Source organism: Afipia sp. GW822-FHT03D08 (assembly GCF_058801645.1).
The window spans coordinates 2,547,702-2,568,824 of sequence record NZ_JBXANK010000001.1 but is presented as its reverse complement, the minus strand read 5'-3'; the positions used below and the strand labels follow the sequence as shown (position 1 = coordinate 2,568,824).

At 61.8% G+C, this 21,123-nt stretch carries 19 protein-coding genes; 11 read left to right on the top strand and 8 right to left on the bottom strand.

Features of this window, described 5'->3' with window-relative positions; all coding sequences use genetic code 11:
* The first annotated feature begins 99 nt into the window (after nt 1-99).
* Nucleotides 100-585 (top strand): MmcB family DNA repair protein, encoded by a 486-nt coding sequence (locus AC1RM7_RS12695; protein ID WP_024921379.1) that lies wholly within the window; start codon nt 100-102, stop codon nt 583-585.
* On the opposite strand, the gene AC1RM7_RS12690 is transcribed toward AC1RM7_RS12695, so the two are convergent.
* The 4 genes from AC1RM7_RS12690 to AC1RM7_RS12675 all read right to left on the bottom strand — a co-directional run bounded on the left by AC1RM7_RS12690 (nt 582) and on the right by AC1RM7_RS12675 (nt 3,503).
* Complete coding sequence (locus AC1RM7_RS12690; RefSeq protein WP_024921380.1) at nt 582-1,169, bottom strand: biliverdin-producing heme oxygenase; 588 nt, start codon at nt 1,167-1,169, stop codon at nt 582-584. The two genes, AC1RM7_RS12695 and AC1RM7_RS12690, sit on opposite strands and share 4 nt — an antisense overlap.
* A 26-nt stretch (nt 1,170-1,195) precedes the next feature.
* Nucleotides 1,196-1,399, bottom strand: coding sequence for a hypothetical protein (locus AC1RM7_RS12685; protein ID WP_425989158.1), 204 nt, complete (start codon nt 1,397-1,399; stop codon nt 1,196-1,198).
* Nucleotides 1,400-1,503: 104 nt separating this feature from the next.
* Nucleotides 1,504-2,058 carry an ActR/PrrA/RegA family redox response regulator transcription factor gene (locus tag AC1RM7_RS12680; RefSeq protein WP_006022489.1) on the bottom strand — a complete coding sequence of 185 codons (555 nt, stop codon included), beginning with the start codon at nt 2,056-2,058 and terminating at the stop codon, nt 1,504-1,506.
* A gap of 113 nt (nt 2,059-2,171) precedes the next feature.
* The gene (locus AC1RM7_RS12675) at nt 2,172-3,503 is read right to left on the bottom strand and encodes an ActS/PrrB/RegB family redox-sensitive histidine kinase (protein WP_024921382.1); all 1,332 of its coding nucleotides are present in this window, start codon (nt 3,501-3,503) and stop codon (nt 2,172-2,174) included.
* Nucleotides 3,504-3,598: 95 nt separating this feature from the next.
* On the opposite strand from AC1RM7_RS12675, the gene AC1RM7_RS12670 reads away from it, so the two are divergent.
* The 4 genes from AC1RM7_RS12670 to AC1RM7_RS12655 all read left to right on the top strand — a co-directional run bounded on the left by AC1RM7_RS12670 (nt 3,599) and on the right by AC1RM7_RS12655 (nt 7,918).
* Nucleotides 3,599-4,396 (top strand): ABC transporter ATP-binding protein, encoded by a 798-nt coding sequence (locus AC1RM7_RS12670; protein ID WP_024921383.1) that lies wholly within the window; start codon nt 3,599-3,601, stop codon nt 4,394-4,396.
* Complete coding sequence (locus AC1RM7_RS12665) at nt 4,393-5,223, top strand: ABC transporter permease (protein WP_024921384.1); 831 nt, start codon at nt 4,393-4,395, stop codon at nt 5,221-5,223. Before AC1RM7_RS12670 ends, AC1RM7_RS12665 begins: the two co-directional genes overlap by 4 nt.
* 277 nt (nt 5,224-5,500) lie before the next feature.
* Entirely contained in the window at nt 5,501-6,826 is a 1,326-nt protein-coding gene (locus tag AC1RM7_RS12660; RefSeq protein WP_024921385.1) for a polyhydroxyalkanoate depolymerase, read from the top strand.
* Between the two features lie 252 nt (nt 6,827-7,078).
* Nucleotides 7,079-7,918 carry a M48 family metallopeptidase gene (locus AC1RM7_RS12655; RefSeq protein ID WP_024921386.1) on the top strand — a complete coding sequence of 280 codons (840 nt, stop codon included), beginning with the start codon at nt 7,079-7,081 and terminating at the stop codon, nt 7,916-7,918.
* Between the two features lie 67 nt (nt 7,919-7,985).
* Here the strand turns inward: AC1RM7_RS12655 and AC1RM7_RS12650 are convergent, their stop codons facing one another.
* Nucleotides 7,986-10,265 carry a transglycosylase domain-containing protein gene (locus AC1RM7_RS12650; RefSeq protein ID WP_024921387.1) on the bottom strand — a complete coding sequence of 760 codons (2,280 nt, stop codon included), beginning with the start codon at nt 10,263-10,265 and terminating at the stop codon, nt 7,986-7,988.
* Nucleotides 10,266-10,463: 198 nt separating this feature from the next.
* Here AC1RM7_RS12650 and AC1RM7_RS12645 point away from each other — a divergent pair, with 198 nt between their 5' ends.
* A complete protein-coding gene (locus tag AC1RM7_RS12645) occupies nt 10,464-10,892 on the top strand; it encodes a DUF1330 domain-containing protein (protein WP_024921388.1) in 429 nt (142 codons plus the stop codon).
* Nucleotides 10,893-10,910: 18 nt separating this feature from the next.
* Here AC1RM7_RS12645 and AC1RM7_RS12640 read toward each other — a convergent pair whose 3' ends face one another.
* Nucleotides 10,911-11,285: a DUF1304 domain-containing protein gene (locus tag AC1RM7_RS12640; RefSeq protein WP_024921389.1), complete on the bottom strand. Its 375-nt coding sequence runs from the start codon at nt 11,283-11,285 to the stop codon at nt 10,911-10,913.
* A 136-nt stretch (nt 11,286-11,421) separates the two neighbouring features.
* Between AC1RM7_RS12640 and AC1RM7_RS12635 the strand changes: the two genes are divergently transcribed.
* Nucleotides 11,422-11,961 (top strand): methylated-DNA--[protein]-cysteine S-methyltransferase, encoded by a 540-nt coding sequence (locus AC1RM7_RS12635; protein ID WP_024921390.1) that lies wholly within the window; start codon nt 11,422-11,424, stop codon nt 11,959-11,961.
* Here the strand turns inward: AC1RM7_RS12635 and AC1RM7_RS12630 are convergent.
* A complete protein-coding gene (locus AC1RM7_RS12630; protein ID WP_024921391.1) occupies nt 11,958-14,750 on the bottom strand; it encodes a [protein-PII] uridylyltransferase in 2,793 nt (930 codons plus the stop codon). The genes AC1RM7_RS12635 and AC1RM7_RS12630 overlap by 4 nt on opposite strands.
* A 246-nt stretch (nt 14,751-14,996) precedes the next feature.
* Here AC1RM7_RS12630 and AC1RM7_RS12625 point away from each other — a divergent pair, with 246 nt between their 5' ends.
* From AC1RM7_RS12625 to AC1RM7_RS12610, 4 genes are all read left to right on the top strand, one after another.
* Complete coding sequence (locus tag AC1RM7_RS12625) at nt 14,997-15,971, top strand: aliphatic sulfonate ABC transporter substrate-binding protein (protein WP_024921392.1); 975 nt, start codon at nt 14,997-14,999, stop codon at nt 15,969-15,971.
* Between the two features lie 99 nt (nt 15,972-16,070).
* Nucleotides 16,071-16,922, top strand: coding sequence for an ABC transporter permease (locus AC1RM7_RS12620; RefSeq protein ID WP_006022477.1), 852 nt, complete (start codon nt 16,071-16,073; stop codon nt 16,920-16,922).
* A complete protein-coding gene (locus AC1RM7_RS12615; protein ID WP_024921393.1) occupies nt 16,922-17,701 on the top strand; it encodes an ABC transporter ATP-binding protein in 780 nt (259 codons plus the stop codon). Before AC1RM7_RS12620 ends, AC1RM7_RS12615 begins: the two co-directional genes overlap by 1 nt.
* A 56-nt stretch (nt 17,702-17,757) precedes the next feature.
* On the top strand, nt 17,758-18,270 hold the full coding sequence (locus tag AC1RM7_RS12610) for an OsmC family protein (RefSeq protein WP_024921394.1): 513 nt from the start codon (nt 17,758-17,760) through the stop codon (nt 18,268-18,270).
* A gap of 6 nt (nt 18,271-18,276) precedes the next feature.
* Here AC1RM7_RS12610 and mutS read toward each other — a convergent pair whose 3' ends face one another.
* Nucleotides 18,277-21,009: a DNA mismatch repair protein MutS gene (gene mutS / locus AC1RM7_RS12605; protein ID WP_024921395.1), complete on the bottom strand. Its 2,733-nt coding sequence runs from the start codon at nt 21,007-21,009 to the stop codon at nt 18,277-18,279.
* Nucleotides 21,010-21,123 lie beyond the last annotated feature (114 nt).

Below are 21,123 nucleotides of genomic sequence, written 5' to 3'. Positions count from 1 at the left end.
TTCCCCTGCTTCGCGACGGCTCGCGGTCGGAATTGTGTCGGGGCGGGTACGCTTTTGAGGCTGAGGGGTATTGGCTTCTCTGCTACACTTGCCGGAATCATGCATTCACCATTTCGCCATATCGAGCCGGGTTTGCCGCCGGATCGCCGCCAGTCCGACACAGCGCTCGCGATTGCGCGCGGTACGTCCAGATTCTTGAAATCGCTGGGATTTTCCTGTGTCAGCGAATTGACCCTGCCGTCAGGCCGGCGCGCCGATCTGGTGGCGATGAACGCGCGCGGCGACATCTGGATTGTCGAAATCAAATCATCGGTGGAGGATTTGCGCGCCGATCAAAAATGGCAGGACTACCGGATGCATTGCGACCGGCTGTTCTTTGCCTTCACCCAGGAGATGCCGTGCGAACTGTTTCCGGCAGATACGGGTTTGATTGTCGCCGACGCTTACGGCGCTCATCTGCACTGCGATGCGCCCGAACACCGGCTACCGGCCGCGACACGTAAATCGATGATCGTGAGTTTTGGATTGCTGGCGGCGCAGCGCATCAGCCGTCTCGTCGATCCGCAGGGACATGCGAACGATTAGAGGTTGGCTTGTGTGAATGAGGTTGCAGCGACGCTCGTCACCGGGGTCAGCGCATCCTCGAACATTGCAAAGGCAATTTCCGCCCCGCGCACGACGCCAGCCGGATCGGCCAGCGCGGCGGGATGATTTTCCAGCAGTGTGAGAAAGCTCGGCCAGAACCGCTTGCCGAAGCCATGACGCAGATACGCCGTCGCATTCATGGTGTCGGAGTCGGGATTTTCCGCCAGACGCGCCAGCATCACCCGTTCACCCATCCGGGATGCTTCAAGCACGTAAACTGCCCCAAGCATTTCCGCAGCGGTTTTGAAAGCAGGCGCCGGCAGCGGCTTGATGACGATGCCCAATGTTGCGAGATCGCGTTCAAGCGCGGGCGTGCGCACGCGCAGCGTCCAGTCCGGAATAAGCTCTTCGATTCCGCCTGCTTCCAAGGCGGCTTCGATCGGAAACAGCGCCTCGGCCTGACTACGCAGAAAGGCCTCGTAATATAGAGGAATTGCGATATCGAGCCGGGACAGAGCGATGTCGAGGCGGCTGTGTGACGTTCGTGTGGCTTCGCGGATCATGTCCCAGATGGCGGCGGCCATGACAGTTTCGCCCCTTGATTGAGAACTTACATCACCACGATTTCGCGGGAGGGAACGAGAGGCTCAAGCAGAGTTGTGACATAGTTGCGCGTGAGCTGGACAGGATAGGCTTCGCGCCGGCGGATCGTGACACGAGGCGCGCGCAATTTCGAAGCCTGAGGCCAGTCGATCCGGTAATCCTCAACCAGACCAAACTGTTTGGTGGCTTCGAGACGGGACGAGATTTCCATATGTCGCGCTTTTCGCATCTGCTCCGCGGCGGGGCCGCTCCCTGTGACAGTCCTGCGTCGATAACGCAGTGCCGCACACAAAGGTTCCCCGCCGGAACAGCCGCTCAGCGCGGGGCGCGCTTGGCCAGGATGCGCTGCAGGGTCCGGCGATGCATGTTCAGGCGGCGCGCGGTTTCCGAAACGTTGCGATTGCACATCTCATAGATGCGCTGGATGTGTTCCCAGCGGACGCGGTCCGCCGACATCGGATTCTGCGGAAGCTGCGACTTGTCGTTGCCGCTCGCGAGCAGGGCGGCGACCACGTCGTCGGCATCGGCCGGCTTCGAGAGATAGTCGACCGCGCCCATCTTCACCGCGGTGACAGCGGTGGCGATATTTCCGTAGCCGGTCAGCACGATGGCGCGTGCATCAGGCCGCTGCCGCTTCAGCGCCGACACCACATCGAGACCGTTGCCATCGCCGAGCCGCAGATCGACCACTGCGAAAGCGGGCGGTGTCTGGTCGATGTGATGGAGGCCGTCGGACACATTGTCGCAGGTGCTCACAGCGAAGCCGCGAGTCTCCATTGCCCGCGCCAGCCGCTCGAGAAACGCCTTGTCATCCTCGACAATTAGCAAGGAACGGTCGGCAATTTCGGTCAAATCGGCAGTTGCGGTCACGGTTTTGCGCCTCCTGAGGTGTCTTATGATGTGTCTTTTAGATATGGCGCGTCAATCGGGCGATGCCAAGGCCGATGCAGCTTTGCCAACTCAAAACGGCGTGGGCCGTTTGGTTAAGATAGCGTCGCCGATGGAACTTCCTCGGTTTCGAAGCTGCTGCGTGGCCAGACGATTGTGACAATCGCGCCATGAGCGGGGAAGGTCCGGTTGGTGAAAGACACCCGTGCGCCGGTCCGCTCCAGCAGGGTACGGGCGATGAAAACGCCAAGCCCAAGTCCGTTTCGCTCGCCTCCCGTGTCACCGGCGCGCCGCCGCGTCAGGTAGGGTTCGCCGATCCGCTTGAGAATGTCCGGTGGAATCCCCGGCCCGTCGTCGGATATGACGATCTCAACCGTCTGCGCATTCCACCATGCATTCACCTCGACACGCTCGCGCGCAAAATCGACGGCGTTCTCCAGAATGTTGCCGACGCCGTACAGGATCGCAGGATTGCGCATGCCGACGGGTTCGGCGTCCTGCGCCAGCGCGATACGCACCTTGATGGCGATGCCGAAGTCGCGATGCGGGGCGACCGTCTCCTCGATCAGCGTTGACAGCGGCATGCGGTCGAACGGCGCGCCCTGCGACGACAGTTGCGTGATCTTGGCGAGAATTTCGCGGCAGCGCTGCGCCTGTTCGCGCAGCGTCTTCAGGTCGCCGCGGGCGTGCTCGTCGAGACCGTTGGTCTGAATGGCCTGCTCCAGCTCACGTGAAATCAGGAAGATGGTGGAGAGCGGCGTTCCCAGTTCATGCGCGGCGGCGGCGGCGAGGCCATCGATCTGCGTCAGATGCTGCTCCCGCGTCAGCACGAGTTCGGTGGCGGCCAGCGCGTCGGAGAGCTTACGGGCTTCCTCCGTCACCTGAAATGCGTAGAGGCTGGTGACACCGATCGCCAGCACGATAGAGATCCAGACGGCGATCATGTAGGTGCGCGGCAGCACGAGAGGCTCTTCGCCGTTCCACGGCAGCGGCAGATGGAAGAACCCCAGCGCTGTGGCGCAGGCGGCTGCAAAGACGCCAAGCGCGATCGTGATTCGTGTCGGCAGTGCGGTTGCCGAGATCAGGACCGGCGCGAGGAAAAGAAATGAAAACGGATTTTGCAGACCTCCCGTCAGGAACAGCAGAGCGGCAAGCTCGGCGATGTTGATCGCGAGGAGGGCGGCGGCATAACGGGGCGCCAGGCGGTGGACCGGGTTAAACCGTATCTGCAGCGCCAGATTAAGAAGCGACGACAGCCCGATGATGACCACGCATGGGATCACCGGGACCTCGAAATCAAGCCCCTCCGAGACGATGAAAATCGTCGCCAACTGCCCGAGCGCAGCCAGCCAGCGCAGCCGAAGGATGGTGTCGAGACGCACATAACGGCGCGGGTGGCGGAAATCGGAGGTCGCAATGTCGCTCATATCGTATCTTTAGCGTCCGGCGACGCCGATCACAAACCGGCCCTGCGTATCCGGCTCTTGCGGATAGCGCCCTGTTGGCTCAATGAACGCATGATATGACCGTGCAGCTCTCGCCTTCCCGTGCCACGTCGCATTCCGGTCCGGCATCGCCCGACGCGGCGATCGAGCTTGAGCGGCTGGTAAAGGTCTATAAGACCACCCGCGCCGTCGATGACATCACCTTCACGATTCCGCGCGGTTCTGTGACGGGGCTGCTCGGCGGCAACGGCGCCGGCAAGACCACGACCATTTCGATGATCATGGGGCTGGTGTCGCCGACCTCGGGCCGCGTCAGCGTGCTCGGTTGCGCCATGCCCGAGCAAAGCGCCGAGGTTCTCGGCCGGATGAATTTCGAGAGTCCGTACGTCGATATGCCTGGCCGCCTCACCGTGCGGCAGAATCTCACCGTATTCGGCCGGCTTTACGGCGTGACGCATCTGAAGGACCGGATCCTTTCGCTCGCCGCCGATCTCGATCTCGGCGAATTTCTCGACCGCCCGAGCGGAAAGCTTTCCGCAGGCCAGAAGACACGCGTGGCGCTGGCGAAGGCCCTGATCAACGAGCCGGAACTTCTGCTGCTGGACGAGCCGACCGCGTCGCTCGATCCGGACACCGCAGACTGGATCCGGAGCCATCTTGAAACCTACCGCAAGCAGCGTGGAGCGACGATCCTGCTGGCATCGCATAACATGCTTGAGGTCGAGCGGCTGTGCGACCGGGTTATCATCATGAAGCGCGGGCGTATCGAAGACGATGACAGTCCGTCCGCCATTCTGGCGCGCTACAACCGCACAACGCTGGAAGAAGTGTTTCTCGATGTGGCGCGCGGCCGCGTGCAGCAGGCTGCGTCATGAGCAGCATGGAGCTTCGCCGCGGCAATCGGAAGATGATCGCTCCGCATCGCATCGGCGCGATGATCCTGCGTCACTGGTATCTTCTCACGTCGTCATGGCCGCGGCTGCTCGAACTTATTTACTGGCCGGTGCTGCAATTGATTACGTGGGGCTTTTCGCAAGCTTATATCTCGCAGAACGCAGGCTTCTTTGCCAAGGCCGGTGGCACTTTCATCGGCGCGGTGATCCTGTGGGATATTCTGTTTCGCGGACAGCTCGGCTTCTCTATGTCGTTCCTCGAAGAGATGTGGTCCAAGAATCTCGGCAATCTGCTGATGAGCCCACTCAAGGTCAGCGAGTATCTGATCTCGCTGATGGTGATGAGCGTGGTGCGGCTGGCTGTCGGAGTCATTCCGATGACGATACTTGCCATCGCTTTCTTCGGGTTCAACCTGTTCGGATTTGGCTTCGCCCTGGTGGCATTCTTCTGCAACCTGATCTTCACGAGCTGGTCGTTCGGTCTGATCTCGTCGGGGCTGGTGCTGCGCAATGGCATGGGCGCAGAGGGTCTGGCGTGGACGCTGATGTTCGCGCTGCTGCCGCTGTCATGCGTGTACTACCCGGTCTCGGTCCTGCCGGACTGGCTTCAGGTGGTGGCGTGGATGCTGCCGCCGACCTACGTTTTTGAGGGGATGCGGGCGCTGCTGATCGACCATGTCTTTCGGGCCGATCTGATGATCGAGGCGCTGGCGATCAATGTGGCTTTATTCGCCATATCGACTGTTGCCTTCTTGCTGTTGCTGAAAAGCGCCCGAAAGAACGGTTCCCTGGTCCAGAGCGGTGAATAACCACCGCCAGCGGCCTCCGCCCGTTAATTAATCATCTGATCTGTAAAATGGGCGGATTGACGCTTTGTCGCAGGCCCGACAGTATGTTGCGCCGCGAAACTAGTGATCCGGTTCTGACATTCGTATCATTTCCCGGCCGACACCTTTTACGAATGTCAGAACCAAAGGATCACTAGAATCACAACGCTAGTGTCCTTTCGTATCCGACGTTCGTTCGGAAGGTGCTGCAGAGTGAGGGCGAACGTCGGATACGGGACACTAGGATCGAGGAATCATTATGCCGATAGGCGAATTTGGCAGGCCGCCTAGCTTGCCGTCCGAGGTCAGCCCTGCGCTGACCACGCCCATGTACTGGATGTACGAGATGGGTCAGGCCTCGCTCAATCCGGCGCGGGCGATGACCGACATGATGAAGCTGTGGTTCGAGAACCCCTTCAACCCATTGTCCAGCACCGAGTTCGGAAAATCCATCGCCGCCGGCTGCGAGCTGTTCGAGCGCACCACCCGCCGTTACGGCAAGCCTGAATGGGGTCTGCACGATACCGAAGTTAACGGCATGCGGGTTCCGGTCGAGATCAAAACGGTCTGGGAAAAACCGTTCTGCCGGCTGCTGCATTTCGAGCGCAAGCTCACCCAGCCGCTGCGTTCACCGCATCCGCGCGTGCTGATCGTGGCGCCGATGTCGGGACATTACGCGACGCTGTTGCGCGGGACGGTCGAAGCCTTCCTGCCGGGACATGACGTCTACATCACTGACTGGGCTGACGCGCGCATGGTGCCGGTGGCACAGGGCCGTTTCGATCTCGACGACTATGTCGACTATGTCATCGAGATGATCCACGCGCTGAAGGGCGACGTGCACGTTGTCGCTGTGTGCCAGCCATCCGTGCCTGTATTGGCTGCGGTGTCCATCATGGAAGCCGAGAAGGATCCCTACTTTCCGACCTCAATGACGCTGATGGGCGGGCCGATCGACACACGCCGCAATCCGACCGGCGTCAACGATCTCGCCGAGCAAAAGGGCATTGAATGGTTCCGCAACAACGTCATCACCAAGGTGCCGTTCCCGCAGCCGGGATTCATGCGCGACGTTTATCCGGGCTTTCTTCAGCTCACCGGCTTTGTGAGCATGAACCTCGACCGCCACGTCGATGCGCACAAGCGGCTGTTCAGCAATCTCGTCAAAGGCGACGGTGACCTCGTCGACAAGCATGTCGAATTCTATGACGAGTATCTGGCGGTGATGGATCTCACCGCCGAATTCTATTTGCAGACGGTCGATCTGGTGTTCGTGAAACACGCTTTGCCGAAGGGCGAGATGAAGCATCGCGGCAAGCCGGTCGATCCGTCGAAGATTCAGCGCGTCGCGCTGATGACGGTCGAGGGCGAGAACGACGACATCTCCGGTTTGGGGCAGACTGAAGCAACCCACGGGCTTTGCAGTTCGATTCCGGATGCGCGGCGGGTACATTATGTCCAGAAAGGCGTCGGCCATTACGGCGTCTTCAACGGCTCCCGCTTCAAGTCGGAAATCGTGCCTCGAATCTCCGATTTCATGCGTTCGGCGGCCCATACCAAGCTGTCGCTGGCGGCCGCCGAATAGACTTTTTCGGGCGTTTGGGGTCGAAAAAGCCCGTTTTATGGGGGATTCCGGGGCTTTGCGTTCCCGGATCTGCGGCAATACCCGTAACTATCTGGATTCGCATCCGTTTTGGCCCTCTCCAATTACGGCAGAGGAGTGAATTTCGCGTGCCGTTTCCGGCTGCGATTTTCGCTTAGGAATGAATCATCATTTCATGTTTCATCCCCCCGGATGTAGGAGGCTAACTCCATAAAACTACGATATATTGGGCAAATGATTTGTTTTTGCGCCGATGAATTTCACTGGCGGCGGATATGGCAGAATCCCGGCGAATTCCTGCTGTCCGGACCTGCTGACATGGCCTTTCGCGCTCTCCTTTATCGACGCCCGACCGAACCGCGCACGCTCGCGGTCAAAATTGGCTCATCGACTTATACGATTCAGCTCAGGCGACATCGCCGCGCGCGCCGATACACACTGCGCATTCATCCGAGCCGACGCGAAGCCATTCTCACCATGCCTCCGCGCGGAAATCTGTATGAAGCCAAGGACTTCGCGCAGCGTCACGGCGCCTGGATCGCGGCACGTCTCGGTGGTTTGCCGAAAGCTGCGCCATTCTCACCCGGCACATCGGTGCCGTTGCGCGGTGTTCCGCATCGAATCGTGCATCGCGCCGGCGTGCGTGGAACCGTGTGGCCCGAAATGCGCGACAGCGGCGACAAAATTCTGTGCGTCGCAGGTGATTCTGAATTCATTGATCGCCGCGTCCACGATTTTCTCAAGCGCGAAGCCCGACGCGCACTGACAGAAGCTTCGCATCGCTATGCCGAGGAGCTTGGTGTCAAGGTGAAGCGGATCACGATCCGCGATCAGTCGAGTCGTTGGGGATCATGCACCTCTGCAGGTGCGCTGTCGTTCTCGTGGCGGCTTATTCTCGCGCCGCCTTATGTGCTGGATTACCTTGCGGCACATGAAGTTGCGCATCTCGTCGAGATGAACCACTCGCCGCGGTTCTGGAAGGTCGTGGCAAAGATTTGTCCGGCGACCGAACGCGCCAAGCGATGGCTCGACACCCACGGCAACGATCTGCATCGCTACGGCATCGAAGAATAGCATCTGATTTCGCAGATGAGACGCGCGTGTGATTCAGTAAAGCTGAATCACACTTCAGTTTGCGCGATCAGCGCCGTCCGCCGAAAACTCGATCGATCAGCCAGCCATCGAGACCCGCTGCCGCTTCCGGACGCGCAGATGTCTGCGTGACCGGTGGACGGGTTTGTTGCTGCGGCGGATATGCCGCAGGCGCGTTCGGATAATCCTGATTGTTCGACGACTGCGGATAGGGTTGCGCGGGGTAGGGCTCGCGCGCAGGCGCCCGCGAATTTCCGGGAAACAGATTCGAGAGGAAGCCGCCCGGTGATTGCGTTGAGCCTGGCAGCGGAGCAGGCGCGACGTTCTGGTGCGCGGCCCTCATAAAGCGGGTCCAGACCTCGACAGGCAATCCGCCGCCGGTTGCTTTTCTGGTCGGCGAGTTGTCGTCGTTGCCGAGCCAGATGCCGGTAACGAGGTTGGCGGTATAGCCGATGAACCAGGCGTCCCGGAAATCCTGGCTGGTGCCGGTCTTGCCCGCAGCCGACCAGCCCGGAATGTCTGCCTTCTTTGCCGTGCCGGTGACCAGCGTCTCGTGCATCATGACATTCATCATGCCCACCGCGTTGGCATCGATCACCCGTGTCGGAGCATCGTTGCGGCGTGCATAGAGCACCTTGCCCTCGGGGGTGCGGACTCGGTTGACCACATGCGGCGATGCGCTGAATCCGCCATTGGCGAACGGAGCGTAAGCGCCCACCAACTCGTTGAGCGAAACCTCCGACGTGCCGAGCGAGATCGTCGCGTTGGGCTCGAGCTTTGATGCGATACCGAGACGATGTGCGGTGCGCACCACATTGGCCGGGCCGACTTCGAGCCCGAGCCGGACAGCAACGGTGTTCAGGGACATCGAGAGCGCCTGGGTCAGCGTCACCGGGCCGAAATACTCGCGGCTGTAGTTCTCCGGCCGCCAGCCCTTGACGTCGAGCGGCGCATCCTGGCGCACCGTGTCAGGTGTCATGCCGCCCTCGACGGCGGTGAGATAGACGAACGGCTTGAAGGCCGAGCCCGGCTGGCGTTTTGCGGTGACTGCGCGGTTGAACTGGCTTTCGGCGTAGTTGCGCCCGCCGACCATGGCGCGCACCGCGCCGCTCGGCGTCATCGCCACCAGCGCGCCCTGGGTGACATTGAACTTCACGCTCTTGGTGGCAAGTTCGTCGATGATCGCGGCTTCCGCGACGCTTTGCAGCTTCGGATCGATCGATGTTTCCACCACGATGTTCTGGTCGATCTGGCCGACAAGATCGTCGAGCACTTCGCCGATCCAGTCGGCGACATAGTTGATGGTTCCGGCACCTACCGGTTTAACCGCGTAAGATGGTTTCTCGATCGCCGCCTTGGCCTGTGCCTCGGTGATGAAATTGGTATCGGCCATCGCGCTGAGCACGATCTGCGCGCGCTTCTCTGCGCCGTCCGGGTTGCGGTTGGGCGCCAGCCGCGACGGCGACTTGACGAGACCTGCCAGCATCGCGGCTTCCGACAGCGAAACGTTCTTCGCGGATTTGCCGAAATACTTCTGTGCCGCCGCTTCGACACCATAAGCGCCGGAGCCGAAATAGACCCGATTGAGATAGAGCTCGAGAATTTCGTTCTTCGAGTACTTCCGCTCCAGCCACAGCGCGAGTTCGACCTCCTGCAGCTTGCGCTGCATGGTTCGCTCCTGCGTCAGGAACAGGTTCTTGGCAAGCTGCTGGCTCAGGGTCGAGCCGCCCTGCGAAACGCCGCGATGCAGAAGATTGGTGACGGCGGCGCGGATGATTCCGGTCGGATCGATACCGAAATGCGAATAGAAACGGCGGTCTTCGATGGCAATGAACGCCTTCGGCAGATAAGGCGGCAGATCCTTCAACGAGACATTGGCCCCCGGCATTTCGCCGCGGGTGGCGATCACGCTGCCATCCATGCCGGTGATCTGGATGGTGGGCGGACGCTTGGGAATCTCCAGCGACTGGATCGCAGGCAGATGTGCGCCGACCCAGATGATGACACCAGCGCCGGCGATGATTGCCCACAGACCTAGTACTGCACCCCAATAAACAAGACGGCCGAGGCCGGACCGCGAGCGGCCACGTGCCCTGGACTTGCTTTCTTTCCGCTCGGCAGCGCGGGTCTTGCGCAAACGTTCGCGCGGCATGTCGTCTTCGTCGTCGTCGAGGGGGCGGCTTTTGGCTGCACGGCGCTTTGGCGGAGCGTCGTCGTCATCCCGCCCGCCGATGCGGTCGCGCGGATTGAGGCGGACGCTATCGAGCGACGCGGCACCGTCGAACTTTGGCTCCTTGCGACCGCTCTGCCTTTTACGTCCCAACGCCATTCAAACCCGTGCCGGTATGCCGGTTACATAAGGCGTGCAGGCTAGCGATGGCGGTTTAAAGGCGCGTTACGCAAAGGTTAACGAGGGATTAGATGTTCCGCCGCGGGCATGGCAGAAATGCCGGTCCGGAGTTGCCTTGACCTGGCTTGGCGGATCGACAGAGTCTGTCGGAAAATTTCATGCATAAAGGTAACGACGATGACCGGCCATATCGACCCCACCAAGGACGTGTTTGCGGCGTTTCGTGAGAATGATCGTCCCGGCCCGATCCACATGCTGAATCTGGTGCGGCTGCATGCGCAGGCGAAATATTCCGACGGGCGCAAGGCGACCGGTGCGGAAGCCTATGCCAGTTACGGCCGCGAGAGTGGGCCGGTGTTCACGCGGCTCGGCGGCCGGATCGTCTGGCAGGGCAAGTTCGAACTGATGCTGATCGGTCCTTCGTCGGAGCGATGGGATCACTGCTTCATCGCCGAGTATCCGAGCGTCGCCGCATTCGTGGAAATGATCCGCGACCCGGCTTACCGCGAAGCGGTCAAGCATCGTCAGGCTGCGGTCGAGGACTCGCGGCTGATCCGCACCGCCCCGATGCAGGTCGGCAAAACCTTCGGCGAAATCCCCGAGTGATGCGAGCTACGTCCCGGCTCAGGCCGCGGCGCGCGCCAACCAGAGCAGGACAAGCGCGACCGCAGCGGGAAGCGCCTGCACCATGATGATCCGCTTGCTGACCGAATAGCCGCCGTAAAGCCCGGCCACGATCACGCACAGCAGGAAGAACACCTGGATCTGGAAGCCGAACGCCAGGTTCGGGTGGAGCAGACCCCAGATCAGACCGGCAGCCAGGAAGCCGTTATAAAGTCCCTGATTGGCGGCGAGCACCGCGGAGGCTTGCGCCTTCTCGATCGTGTTGCCGAATATCGCGAGGCCCTTCGGCTTGGTCCAAAGAAACATCTCCAGCACCAGGAAATAGATGTGCAACGCCGCGACCAGTGCGACGAGAACATTGGCAATCAAATTCATGGCAATTCCCCCTGTACGAGTGGAACCTAGCAGCAAGCGCGGCGATTGCCGAGACCTCGACGTTGTCGGAAAACGGAAAGACTTCCCGCGTCACTGCGGCCAGGATGGCCGAAACGCGTGATGACGGACACCGGACATGACCGCAAAACAACCTCGGCGATTCCACCTCGATCGGCTTGAGACGCCGATCGGCACCGCTTTGCTCGTCACCGACGATCAGGGCTTCCTGCGCGCACTCGACTGGAGTGATTACGAGACACGGCTGCATCGCCTGCTGCGGCGGCAGTACGGCGACTATGCCTTGGAGAAGGCGCCGGCTCCCAAAATCATCACGGCAGCACTGACAAGCTATTTTGCCGGAGACCTTGGCGAGCTGAAAAAGATCAAATGGAAAACCAACGGCACGCCATTCCAGCGCAAGGTTTGGACGGAGCTGCAAAAAATCCGTGCGGGTAAAACATCGAGTTACGGTGCATTCGCCGTTCGCTTGAACGTCCCCAAAGCCGCCCGCGCGGTCGGTCTCGCCAACGGTTCGAATCCGGTCAGTGTCGTCGTGCCGTGTCACCGGCTGATCGGCGCCGACGGCTCGCTGACCGGCTATGGCGGCGGGCTCGCGCGCAAGGAATGGCTGCTCGCCCATGAAGGCGCGGCGCTCGGCAAGCGAGCACGCAGTTAAGCGGCGGGTTTTTCCGCGGCGTCGCCATTGGCGAGCAGATGGATCAGGGCGCGCTTGATGGCGGCCTGTCGCGTCGGCGCAGTAATCTGCGCGCCGAGCAGGTCCGTGACATAGAACACGTCGCGTGCGCGCTCGCCGAAGGTGGCGACGTGCGCCGATGCGATGTTGAGGTTCAGTTTCGAAATCGCGGTGGTGAGCTGGAACAGCAGACCCGGACGATCGAGCCCGGACACCTCGATCACGGTGTAGCGATCCGACCACTGATTGTTGATGCTGACTTCCGGCTCGACGCTGAATGGCTTGAGCCGCGTCTTGGAGGCCGTGCGGCGCGCCATCATGTCCGGCAGGCGCAGCTTGCCCTCCAGTACCTGTTCGATGGTGTCGCCGATGCGGGTTGCGCGCCGTCCTTCGTCGTCGTCGCGATCGTATTCGCGGGTAATCGCGATGGTATCGAGCGCGATGCCGTCGGTGGTGGTGTAGATCTGCGCGTCGACGATGTTGGCTCCGGCGGAAGCACAGGCGCCCGCGATGATCGACAGCAGCCAGGGATGATCGGGCGCCATGATCGTCAGTTCGGTAACGCCGCGTCCCTCATCGAAGCCGACATTGACCGCGAGCTTGTGGCCGCCGGCCTCGCTGGCCTTGACGAAGCGCGCGTGGCGAATCTTGCGCGGCAGTTCCACCTTCAGCCAGTAGGCAGGATAGTGCCGTGAGATATAGGCCTCGAGTTCGGCGGTAGGCCATTCGGTGAAGGTTGCACGGAATTCCGCCTGCGCCGCGTCGATGCGCTGGGCCCGATTGACCTCGGAGAAGCCGCCGGTCAGCACCGGTTCTGTTTCATAATACAGCGTGCGGATGAGCTGCGCTTTCCAGCCGTTCCAGACGCCGGGGCCGACGCCGCGAATGTCGGCCGTGGTCAGGATGGTCAGCAGCTTCATCTGCTCGACCGACTGAACGACCGCTGCGAAGTTCTCGATGGTCTTGCGGTCCGACAGGTCGCGCGATTGCGCCACCGTGGACATGGTGAGGTGTTCCTCGATCAGCCACGCGATCAGCTCGGTGTCGGCTGCATTGAATCCAAAGCGCGGGCAAAGCCGCCGCGCGACCTTGGCGCCCGCGATGGAGTGATCCTCGGGACGGCCTTTGGCGATGTCGTGCAGGAACACCGCCATGTAGATCACGGCGCGATGCTCGGGATGGATTTTCCGCATCAGGTCGCTGGCGACCACGAATTCATCGTTCCCGCCGCGCTCGATGTCCTGAAGGATGCCGATACAGCGCAGCAAATGCTCATCGACCGTGTAGTGATGATACATGTTGAACTGCATCATCGACACGATCCGGCCGAACGCTCGGATGAAGCGGCCGAGCACGCCGGCCTCGTTCATCCGCCGCAGCACCGTTTCCGCGTCGTTCGACGTCAGAATTTCCATGAACAGTTTGTTGGCTTCGGGATTCTCACGCAGCTTCGGCGTGATCAACCCGAGCGAGCGCGTTGCCGCGCGCATGGCGTCGGGGTGAAACGCCAGATTGTTTTTCTGTGCGAGCCGGAAAATGCGGATCAGGTTGACCGGATCGGTCTTGAACACGTCGGGCGCGGCAAGATTGATGCGGTTGTTGTCGATGACGAAATCTTCGCCGCCCGGAACGCGGCCGCGTTTGCGGCCGGGCCGAAGCCTGGCCATCATCCGGCTCAGCACCGGCGCGGGCTTGGCTTCCTGATCTTCCAGCTTGGCGCACAGGATCGCGGTGAGATCGCCGACTTCCTTGGCGATCAGGAAGTAATGCTTCATGAAGCGCTCGACGTCCTGCATGCCGGGATGCGAGGTGTAGCCGAGCCGCTGCGCGATCTCGCGCTGCATCTCGAACGACAGCCGCTCTTCAGGACGGCCGGTGAAGAAATGCATGTTGCAGCGGACCGACCAGAGAAAGTCCTCGCAGCGGCGGAACGTGCGGTATTCCTGCGGATCGAACACGCCACGTTGGACGAGATCTTCGGTATTGCTGACGCGGTAGACGTATTTAGCGATCCAGAACAGGGTGTGCAGATCGCGCAGACCGCCCTTGCCGTCCTTGACGTTGGGCTCAACCAGATAACGTGACTGGCCTGCGCGCCGGTGCCGCTCTTCACGTTCCGCAAGCTTCGCGGCGACGAATTCAGTCGCCGTCCCCTGTACGACTTCCTTGTCGAAACGGGTGACGAGTTCGTCGTAGAGCGCTGTGTCGCCGGTGAGGAATCTCGTTTCCAGCACCGAGGTGCGGATCGTCATGTCGCCCCGCGCCTGCCGGATCGATTCGTCGATGGAGCGGGTGGCGTGACCGACCTTCAGTCCCATGTCCCACAGGCAGTAAAGGATCGCTTCCGCGACCTGCTCGCCCCAGGCGGTCTGCTTGTAGGGAAGGATGAACAGGAGGTCGATGTCGGACTCAGGCGCCATCAGGCCGCGGCCATAACCGCCGGTGGCGATGACGGCCATGCGTTCGGAGTCTGACGGTGTCGGCGAATGATAAAGATGTCTGGTCGCGGCGTTGAAAAGAATGCGGATGATCTCGTCCTGAACGAAGCAAAGCCGCTCGGCACATCGCCGCCCGTGTCGATCCTTTAGCAGTTCTGTCTGCGCGACCTCGCGGGCCTGCGCGAGCTCGCTTTTCAGCAGTTGCGTAATGGCTGCCCGAAGCAGGTCGTCTTTTCCGGCGTGTTGCTGCGCGAGCGCGTCGATTTCGCCTGCGATGCGTGCGCTGTCGAATATCACGTCGTCGTCCGGGAGGGGGGCCGTCACGCTGTCCATTCCATTCGGATAACGGACGGCGGCAACGGTGTCACCAGCGGATTGCGGCAAGACGAGCCGTCCGTTCTGATTTTCCTGCCTTTGGGGGAAGGCAGTTCTCCTGCGGGTTGCATTTACGGAGTTATTTTCTCGTTGACGTTGTCGTTTAACTTATTGAAAAATATCATGATTTTTTCGTATTGGGCAAGCGGTCGTATGCACCGGAAGTCCCAAATCACCCGCTAATCGATCCAGATGGAGACGACGATGTTCCGACCAACCCGACGCGCTGTTGCTGCCTGGATCGCAGGCGCTGTGTTCGCTCCGGTTGCAGCCCTTGCAGCCGACGCGCCAAAGCAGATCGCGATCGACTGGGCGACCTACAACCCGGTGTCGATCATCCTGAAAGAGAAGGGTCTGCTCGAAAAGGAATTCGAGAAGGACGGGATCAAGATCGTCTGGGTGCAGTCGGCGGGCTCCAACAAGGCGCTCGAATTCCTCAATGCCGGTTCGATCGATTTCGGTTCGACGGCCGGTTCGGCCGCCCTGGTCGCGAAGATCAACGGCAATCCGATCAAGTCGGTCTATGTTTACTCGCGTCCCGAATGGACCGCGCTGGTGACGGGCAAGGACTCTAGGATTGCGAAGGTCGCCGATCTGAAAGGCAAGCGCGTTGCGGTGACGCGCGGCACCGATCCGCACATTTTCCTTGTGCGGGCGCTGCTCGACGCCGGCCTGACCGACAAGGACATTACACCTGTTCTGCTGCAGCACGCCGACGGCAAGGCCGCGCTTATCCGCGGCGACGTCGATGCGTGGGCGGGGCTCGATCCGATGATGGCGCAGGCTGAAATCGAGGACGGCGCAAAGCTGTTCTTCCGCAAGCCCGAGGCCAATACCTGGGGCATTCTCAATGTCCGCGAACAGTTCCTGAAGGACAATCCGAAGATCGTTCAGCGCGTGCTCGCAGTCTATGAGGAGGCGCGCAAGTATTCGCTGGCCAATTACGATGAACTGAAAAAGGGCTTCATCGCCGTCACCAAGCTGCCGGAAACTGTGGTCGACAAGCAGCTCAAGGAACGCACCGAGCTGACGCATAACCGGATCGGCGCGCCGCAGCGCGAGTCCATTCTGGCCGCGGGTCTTGCCCTTCAGCAGGCCGGCGTGATCCAGCCGGGCGTCGACGTGAAGGCGACGGTGGATGCGCTGATTGACGATCAGGTGCCGCTGCCGACGAACTGACGAGGCCGCAGATGGCACGTTAACAGGCCCGCATGCCGCAAGCCTGCGGGCCTTCGCGCTGAGTACTCTTGCAATCGGTTGCGATAAGCGGTTTCTGCTATGACCATGACACTCGACACGCCAGCGCCGGACGTCATCGCGAAGGAGGCGGGATCGCGCCCGGCCGGCCGCCTGCGCCGCGTTGCGCGTCCTGCAATCGGCTTGCTGCTGCCGCTCGGCCTGGCGCTGGCGTGGGAGCTTGCCGTGCGGTTCGGTTATTCCAACGGTCGGCTGGTGCCTCCGCCAAGCCGCATCTGGCAGACGCTGGTTGAACTTTCTGCCAGCGGCGAATTGAGCCGGCACATTATCGCGACACTAAGCCGCGTCGGTGCAGGTTTCGGTCTCGGCATCGCGGCAGGAACAATTCTTGGCGCGATCTGCGGCTACTGGACGCTGGCGCGGCGTCTGCTCGATCCGACCTTTCAGGCCTTGCGCGCGATCCCGTCGATTGCCTGGGTGCCGCTGTTTATCCTGTGGCTCGGGATTTTCGAAACCTCCAAGGTGGCGCTGATCGCGGTCGGCGTTTTCTTTCCGATCTATCTCGGCGTGATGGGCGCAATCCTTGCCGTGGACCGCAAGATCGTCGAGGTCGGCCGCATTTTCCGCCTCAGCGGCTTTGCGATGATCCGGCGCATCATGCTGCCCGCAGTGCTGCCGGCTTACATCGTATCGCTGCGCTCCGGTCTCGGTCTTGGCTGGATGTTCGTGGTGGCCGCTGAATTCATGGGCGCGTCGGAGGGCCTCGGCTATCTGCTCACGGACGGCCAGCAACTCGGCAAACCCGCGCAGATCGTCGCTGCCATCATCGTGTTCGCAGTCCTTGGCAAGACCACGGACTGGCTGATCCAGCTGGCGGCGGCGCCATTCCTGCGCTGGCAGGATTCCTTCAGCGCGCATGCAGGAGGAGCGTGATGCTTGCTCTTGATCATGTCGGCAAGACTTATCCGAACGGCGTCCATGCGCTGGAGAATTTTTCCGCACGCATCAAGCCAGGCGAGATCGTCGCGATTATCGGCGGATCGGGCTGCGGGAAATCCACCCTGCTGCGAGCCATATCTGGGCTCGACCGCGCGACGACCGGGTCGGTTACGCTCGATGCCATCTCGATCACCGCGCCCCACGAAAAGATCGGCATCATCTTTCAGGAGCCGCGGCTGCTGCCGTGGCTCAGCGTCGCCGAGAATATCGGCTTCGGCCTAGGTCATCTGACATCCGGGGAGCGGCAACAGCGGATTGCGCGTGCTCTGGCGCGTGTCGGCCTTGCCGATAAGGCCAATGCCTGGCCGCGTGAATTGTCGGGCGGGCAGGCGCAGCGTGTCGCCATCGCGCGAGCGCTGGTGCCGTCGCCGGAGGTGCTGTTGCTGGACGAGCCGTTCTCCGCGCTCGACGCCTTCACGCGTGCCGATTTGCAGGATCATCTGCTCGATCTGTGGGCCGACACCAAGCCGACCCTCGTTCTTGTCACCCACGATGTCGATGAGGCGGTGGTGCTGGCCGACCGCGTGGTGGTCATGCGGCCATTGCCGGGACGTCTGTTCGAGGAGATCCGGGTGGACCTCTCCCGTCCGCGCGACAGGAATTCATCTGCCTTCGAGACGGTCAAGCATCAGGTGCTGGCGTCGCTGGATCGCTCGCTCAACCGAGCCATGCGTCCCGCGGACGTTTCGCTGACGGTCGGCGAGGGGATATAAAGCGGAATAAGCTGTATACGGCGTTGTTGATGCCGATGGAAACGGAGAACGAGACAATGGATTCAACCGCACTCCGCGCCATGCAGGCGCCGATCAAGGATCGCTACAAATCCGATCCCAAGGCTGCGTTCATCACATTGAAGGCGAAGGGATCGCTCGACAGCGAAGGCCTGTCCTGCAAGGTGGAGACCGGCAAGGCGGCCGCCGCGATTGCGGGGTTGCATCCGGCGACCGGTGGCTCCGGGCTTGAACTCTGTTCGGGCGACATGCTGCTCGAAGCGCTGGTGGCGTGTGCCGGTGTGACGCTGAAGTCGGTGGCGACCGCGATTGATGCGCCATTGAAGTCCGGCAACGTCACCGCTGAAGGCGATCTCGATTTTCGCGGCACCCTCGGCGTCGACAAGGAAGCGCCGGTCGGGTTTGCGGAAATTCGTCTACGGTTCGATGTCGACACTGACGCGCCGCAGGACAAGCTCGATCAGCTTCTGAAACTCACCGAGCGTTACTGCGTGGTCTACCAGACCATCAAGAACGGCCCGAAGACCGTGGTGTCGCTCAATCGTATTTAACGTGCGTTACTTCGGCAGCTTCGCCTTCAACGCATAGAGTGCGTCCAGCGCCTCGCGCGGCGACATCTCGTCGGGATGTAGCGCGCTGAGAGCCTCGGCTACCTGATCGGCGGCGCTCGGCGGCTGTGGTTCGGCGGCCGCGCGTGACGGGACTGCGAACAGCGGCAGGTCGTCGGCCAGCGCACGCGCCGTGGTGCCACGGTCCTGTGCTTCCAGTTTCGCGAGCACGGACTTCGCGCGCGCCACCACCGCAGCCGGCAGGCCGGCGAGCTTTGCGACCTGAATGCCGTAAGAACGATCCGCCGATCCCGGCAGCACCTCGTGCAGGAACACCACGTCGCCCTGCCATTCCTTGACGCGCACTGTGGCGTTGAACAATCGCGGCAGGTTGGCCGAGAGTGCTGTCAGTTCATGATAATGCGTTGCGAACAGCGCGCGGCATCGATTGCTCTCATGCAAATGTTCGATCGAGGCCCACGCAATCGAGAGCCCGTCGAAGGTCGAGGTGCCGCGGCCGATCTCGTCCAGGATCACCAGCGCCCGCTCGCCCGCCTGATTGAGGATCGCTGCGGTTTCCACCATCTCGACCATGAAGGTTGAGCGGCCGCGCGCGAGATCATCCGCTGCGCCGACGCGGGAGAAGAGCCGGTCGACGATGCCGATATGAGCAAGCTTGGCGGGTACGAAGCTGCCGATCTGCGCCATCAGCGCGATCAGCGCATTCTGCCGCAGGAAAGTCGATTTACCGGCCATGTTCGGGCCGGTCAGAAGCCAGATCTGTCCGGAGGATTGTGACGGTCCTGGCGACAGATCGCAGGCATTGGCGATGAAAGGCTGGCCATCGCGCTTGAGCGCCTGTTCGACGACAGGATGACGACCGCCTTCGATGGAGAATTTCAGCGAGTTGTCGACCACAGGCCGCGCGTAATTCTCGTCGACCGCGAGTTTTGCCAGCGCGGACGTCACATCGAGAAGCGCAAACGCGTGTGCCGCGGCGCGCAGGTCGTCACCGGCCGCAACCGCCATCGCGCACAGCTTGTCGAATATCTCGAGTTCAAGCCCGAGGGCGCGGTCGCCGGCATTGGCGATCTTGGCCTCGACTTCGCCCAGTTCGGCTGTGGTGAAACGCACCTGTCCGGCGAGGGTCTGACGGTGGATGAAGGTCGCGTTGAGCGGCGCAGCCATCAGCTTGTCGCCGTGCTGCGCGGTGACCTCGACGAAGTAGCCAAGCACATTGTTATGCCGGATCTTCAGGCCCTTGATGCCGGTGTCCTCGGCGTAGCGCGCCTGCATCGCGGCCACCACCAGCCGCGAGGCATCACGCAGGTTACGCGTTTCATCGAGCGCGGGTTCATAGCCGGCACGCACGAAGCCGCCATCGCGTTTGAACAGCGGGAGCTCGTCAGCGAGGCCGCGCGCGAATTCCTTTGCGAGGTCGCGGGACGGGCGGCGCAGTGCGTCGATGGCAAGCGTGATGTCGCGTGGAAGTTTTTCGATCCGCGCCAACCGCTCGACGGCCTTGTCGGCCGCCAGAATTCCGTCGCGTAGCGCGGCGAGATCACGCGGCCCGCCGCGTCCGACGGACAGCCGCGCCAGTGCGCGCGAAATGTCCGGCGCCGCGCGCAGGATGCCGCGCAGATCGTCCCGTGCAGCGCTGTCGTTTGCGAATAATGCAGCGGCGTCGAGCCTGTGCGAGATGGTGGTGCTGTCAGTCAGCGGTGCGGAGAGGCGCTGCGCGAGCAGCCGCGAGCCGGCTGCGGTGACTGTGCAGTCGATGGCATCTAACAGCGACCCGCGCCGCTCGCCCGCAAGCGTCCGCGTCAGTTCGAGATTGGCGCGGGTGGCGGGATCGATCGCCATCGTCGTGCCGGCCGCCTCGCGCGCCGGGGGCGACAGCGGCAGGTGCTGGCCGACCTGCGTACGGTCCACATACGTCACCGCCGCTGCGGCGGCGGTCGCCTCAAGGCGCGACATCGCACCGAAGCCGTCCATGGTCGCGACGGCGAAATAGTCGCACAGCCGCCGCTCGGCGGTGGCGGCGTCGAACACATCGCGCGTCACCGGGGTCACGGCGGCCAGCGTGCGAAACAGCGCAGACAATTCCGGATCGGAGTACAGCGCGTCGGTGACGATCACTTCATTTGGATTGATCCGCGCCAGCGTCGCGCCAAGCTCGGCAGCGCTGCATTCGGTGACGCTGAACTCAGCCGTCGAAACATCGATCCACGCCAGTCCGATGCGGTCGCCGGCGGAAGAGGATCCGCGCGTCCGTGCAATCGCCAGCAGATAATTGTTGGTCTTGGCGTCGAGCAGTGTGTCTTCGGTCAGGGTGCCCGGCGTCACCAGCCGCACCACGTCGCGCCGCACCACGCTCTTGTTGCCGCGCTTGCGCGCTTCGGCAGGATTTTCGGTCTGCTCGCACACCGCGACGCGATGACCCAGTGCGATCAGTCTGTGCAGATAGTCATCGGAGCGCTCCACCGGCACGCCGCACATCGGGATGTCTTCGCCCATGTGCTTGCCGCGTTTGGTCAGCGTGATGCCGAGCGCGCGCGAGGCGGTCTCGGCGTCTTCGAAGAAGAGTTCATAGAAATCGCCCATCCGGTAGAACAGCAGCAGGCCCGGATTGGCGGCCTTTATTTCAAGGTACTGTTCCATCATCGGCGTCACGCGTCCGGCGGCCTCCGGGGAGGCAGTTTCGGCGTTCAGCGGTGCGGGGGGCGTGGAATGGATAGTCATGGAGCGAACACTAGCAAAGTTCTTTCGCATGGTGGAATTGCACGGGACGTTTTCCACGCCTTGAGACGGCCGGTGCATGGCCGCTCTGCCGGCCAATCAGGCTGTTCCGGTCAT

Coding starts and splice junctions, on each gene's coding strand:
- AC1RM7_RS12695 (WP_024921379.1), top strand. CDS start 100: ATGCATTCACCATTTCGCCATATCGAGCCGGGTTTGCCGCCGGATCGC.
- AC1RM7_RS12690 (WP_024921380.1), bottom strand. CDS start 1,169: ATGGCCGCCGCCATCTGGGACATGATCCGCGAAGCCACACGAACGTCA.
- AC1RM7_RS12685 (WP_425989158.1), bottom strand. CDS start 1,399: ATGGAAATCTCGTCCCGTCTCGAAGCCACCAAACAGTTTGGTCTGGTT.
- AC1RM7_RS12675 (WP_024921382.1), bottom strand. CDS start 3,503: ATGAGCGACATTGCGACCTCCGATTTCCGCCACCCGCGCCGTTATGTG.
- AC1RM7_RS12670 (WP_024921383.1), top strand. CDS start 3,599: ATGACCGTGCAGCTCTCGCCTTCCCGTGCCACGTCGCATTCCGGTCCG.
- AC1RM7_RS12665 (WP_024921384.1), top strand. CDS start 4,393: ATGAGCAGCATGGAGCTTCGCCGCGGCAATCGGAAGATGATCGCTCCG.
- AC1RM7_RS12660 (WP_024921385.1), top strand. CDS start 5,501: ATGCCGATAGGCGAATTTGGCAGGCCGCCTAGCTTGCCGTCCGAGGTC.
- AC1RM7_RS12655 (WP_024921386.1), top strand. CDS start 7,079: ATGATTTGTTTTTGCGCCGATGAATTTCACTGGCGGCGGATATGGCAG.
- AC1RM7_RS12650 (WP_024921387.1), bottom strand. CDS start 10,265: ATGGCGTTGGGACGTAAAAGGCAGAGCGGTCGCAAGGAGCCAAAGTTC.
- AC1RM7_RS12645 (WP_024921388.1), top strand. CDS start 10,464: ATGACCGGCCATATCGACCCCACCAAGGACGTGTTTGCGGCGTTTCGT.
- AC1RM7_RS12640 (WP_024921389.1), bottom strand. CDS start 11,285: ATGAATTTGATTGCCAATGTTCTCGTCGCACTGGTCGCGGCGTTGCAC.
- AC1RM7_RS12635 (WP_024921390.1), top strand. CDS start 11,422: ATGACCGCAAAACAACCTCGGCGATTCCACCTCGATCGGCTTGAGACG.
- AC1RM7_RS12630 (WP_024921391.1), bottom strand. CDS start 14,750: ATGGACAGCGTGACGGCCCCCCTCCCGGACGACGACGTGATATTCGAC.
- AC1RM7_RS12625 (WP_024921392.1), top strand. CDS start 14,997: ATGTTCCGACCAACCCGACGCGCTGTTGCTGCCTGGATCGCAGGCGCT.
- AC1RM7_RS12620 (WP_006022477.1), top strand. CDS start 16,071: ATGACCATGACACTCGACACGCCAGCGCCGGACGTCATCGCGAAGGAG.
- AC1RM7_RS12615 (WP_024921393.1), top strand. CDS start 16,922: ATGCTTGCTCTTGATCATGTCGGCAAGACTTATCCGAACGGCGTCCAT.
- AC1RM7_RS12610 (WP_024921394.1), top strand. CDS start 17,758: ATGGATTCAACCGCACTCCGCGCCATGCAGGCGCCGATCAAGGATCGC.
- mutS (WP_024921395.1), bottom strand. CDS start 21,009: ATGACTATCCATTCCACGCCCCCCGCACCGCTGAACGCCGAAACTGCC.